This window comes from Phenylobacterium sp. (genome assembly GCF_035944335.1).
GTDB lineage: Bacteria > Pseudomonadota > Alphaproteobacteria > Caulobacterales > Caulobacteraceae > Phenylobacterium.
This window is the reverse complement of sequence record NZ_DASZBG010000061.1, coordinates 1-2,496: the sequence shown is the minus strand read 5'-3', so window position 1 is coordinate 2,496 and position 2,496 is coordinate 1. Positions and strand designations below refer to the sequence as shown.

2 protein-coding genes are annotated in these 2,496 nt (G+C 70.2%); one reads left to right on the top strand and one right to left on the bottom strand.

The window, feature by feature from the left end:
- Nucleotides 1-200 precede the first annotated feature (200 nt).
- On the bottom strand, nt 201-1,301 hold the full coding sequence (locus tag VGT80_RS11050) for an NADH:flavin oxidoreductase (protein WP_327455739.1): 1,101 nt from the start codon (nt 1,299-1,301) through the stop codon (nt 201-203).
- A 167-nt stretch (nt 1,302-1,468) separates the two neighbouring features.
- Between VGT80_RS11050 and VGT80_RS11045 the strand changes: the two genes are divergently transcribed.
- A partial coding sequence (locus tag VGT80_RS11045; RefSeq protein ID WP_327455737.1) for an NADH:flavin oxidoreductase/NADH oxidase occupies nt 1,469-2,496 on the top strand: 1,028 nt, incomplete at its 3' end.

Below are 2,496 nucleotides of genomic sequence, written 5' to 3'. Positions count from 1 at the left end.
TCCAGCAGGCGCATCTGATCCAGGATGCGGTCCACGTGGCGGCCGCGATGGGCGGCGCCGGCCCGGCCGATCGCCTGCCAGTCCTCCGCCGTCCCCTCGATCATCGCGGTGAACTTCGCCCTGTCTTGATGGACATGGGCCTGGACGGACGCGTCGTCGGCCATGGCGGCCTCCCTTGATCTGCTGGCGCCGATGCTACGCTACTCGGCCGCCTCGGTCACCGGCGCCTCGACCACGAAGCCCTTCCAGCCCTGCATATAGGTCACGAAGGCCGGCCCCAGCCCCTCCTGGCGCAGATAGGCCTGGGTCACCGGCAGCGCGATCGGGGTGAAGTCCGGATCGGCCGCGTACCTCATCGGATAGTCGTGGTGCAGGATCGCCGCGCGGCCCAGGAACACGAAGTCCATGCCCCGCTCCAGGCAGGCGCGCACGTCGGCCCCGCTCATCACCTTGCCGGCGCAGCCCAGCCGCACCTCGCCGCGCGGCAGCTCGGTGAAATAGCTCATCAGGGTGCGGCCCTTGTGCTCTTCCTCCACCGGCTCCTTGGCGTAGTCCCAGAGCGACAGGTCGAGATAGTCGATCTCGCCCTCGGCCAGCACCTGGCGGGCGAGAGCCTGGATCTCCATCAGCTTCAGGCCGAACCGCTCCGGCGAGATGCGCAGGCCGAGGCTGAAGTCGGGCCGGCAGCGGGTGCGGACCCCTGAGATGATCTCAAAGATGATCCGCGCGCGGTTCTCCGGCGAACCGCCATAGCGGTCATCGCGCAGGTTGATCTCCGGGCTCAGGAACTGGGCCAGCACATAGCCGTGCGCCCCGTGGATCTCGACGCCGTCGAAGCCCGCCCGTTCGGCGCGATAGGCGGCGGCCACGAAGTCCTCCACCAGCTGCTCGACCTCGGCGGTGGAAAGCGCGCGGGCGCCCGTCTCGGCGTTGTCGGAGGGACAGACCGGCGTCTCGCCGATCAGGGCCGCGGGGCTGCGCATGCCGGCGTGGTGCAGCTGCGCCACCGCCATCGAGCCGTTGGCCTTGATCGCCGAGGCCAGCCGCGTCAGTCCCGGCAGATGCTGGTCGCTGAAAACGCCGAGCTGGCCCGGGAAGCCCTGGCCGATCCGCTGCACGTGGGCCGCGCAGGTCATGGTCAGGCCAAACCCGCCCTCGGCCCGCTTCACCAGCCAGTGGAACTCGTCGTCCGACAGGGTCCCGTCCGCATGGCTCTGCGAATTGGTCAGCGGCGCGAGGGCGAAACGGTTCTTGATCGCCGGCCCGCGGGCGAAGGCGAGCGGCTGCAGGATATCGGGCAAGACGGACGTCCCTCAAACGACTGTTTCGACAGTCATATGGGACCAGGCCCGCCCGCGGCAATGCAGGGAATCTGATGGGGCTTGGAGCGGCCGGGCCGATCCAGCCCCTTTCCACGACGCCGGCCTCAGGGCAGGAACGGACGATCCTTGTGCGAGAGGCGTGAGCCGTGCCTGACCTGTTCAGCCCCTTCACCCTGAAGGGCGTCACCTTGCGCAACCGCATCGTGATGTCGCCCATGACCATGTACCGGTCCACGGGCGGCCTGATGAACGACTACCACGTCATGCTGATGGGCTCGCGCGCCGCCGGTGGCTTCGGCCTGGTGTTTCCCGAGCAGCTGGCGATCACGCCCGGCGGCCGCACCAGCGTCTCCTGCGGCGGCATCTACGACGACGCCCAGATCGAAGGCCTCTCGCGCGTCACGGCCATCGTCAAGGACATGGGCGCCGTCCCGGCCATTCAGCTCGGCCACACCGGGCGCAAGGGCAGCGAGCTCAAGCCCTGGGAGGGCGGCGCCCAGCTCGCGCCCGACCACCCCGACGGCTGGCAGGTGGTCGGACCCTCCGCCATCCCCTATGGCGGCCGCGGCCACAACCATCCGGTCCACGCGCTCACCCGCGAGGAGATCAAGGACATCCACCGCGCCTACGCCGCAGCGGCGAGGCGCGCGGCCGAGGCCGGGTTCGAATGGCTCGAGCTGCACTTCGCCCACGGCTATCTCGGCGCCAGCTTCTTCTCACCGCTCGCCAACCAGCGCACCGACGACTACGGCGGCTCCCTGGAGAACCGCGTCCGCTTTCACCTTGAGGCGCTCGACGCCGTGCGCGCCGTCTGGCCCGAGCGGCTGCCGCTGACGGTGCGGCTCGGCAGCGACGACCTCAACGACGACGGCGTGCAGTTCGAGGATGCGGTGGTGGCGCTTGGCCTGATGAAGGACCACGGCCTCGACCTCGCCGACTTGAGCTTCGGTTTCAACACCCCGCAGATGAACGCCCGCCCGCTGGCCGACGAGGCGGCCTGGGTCGAGCGCGGCGCCCGCGTGCGCCGCGAGGTGGGCCTGCCGGTGGGCGTCAGCTGGAACCTCGGCCTGCCCGCCGTGGCCGACCGGGTGATCCGCGAGGAGCTGGTCGACCTGGTGCTGCTGGGCCGCCCGGCGCTGGCCAATCCCCACTGGCCGGTCTGGGCCGCCCGCGA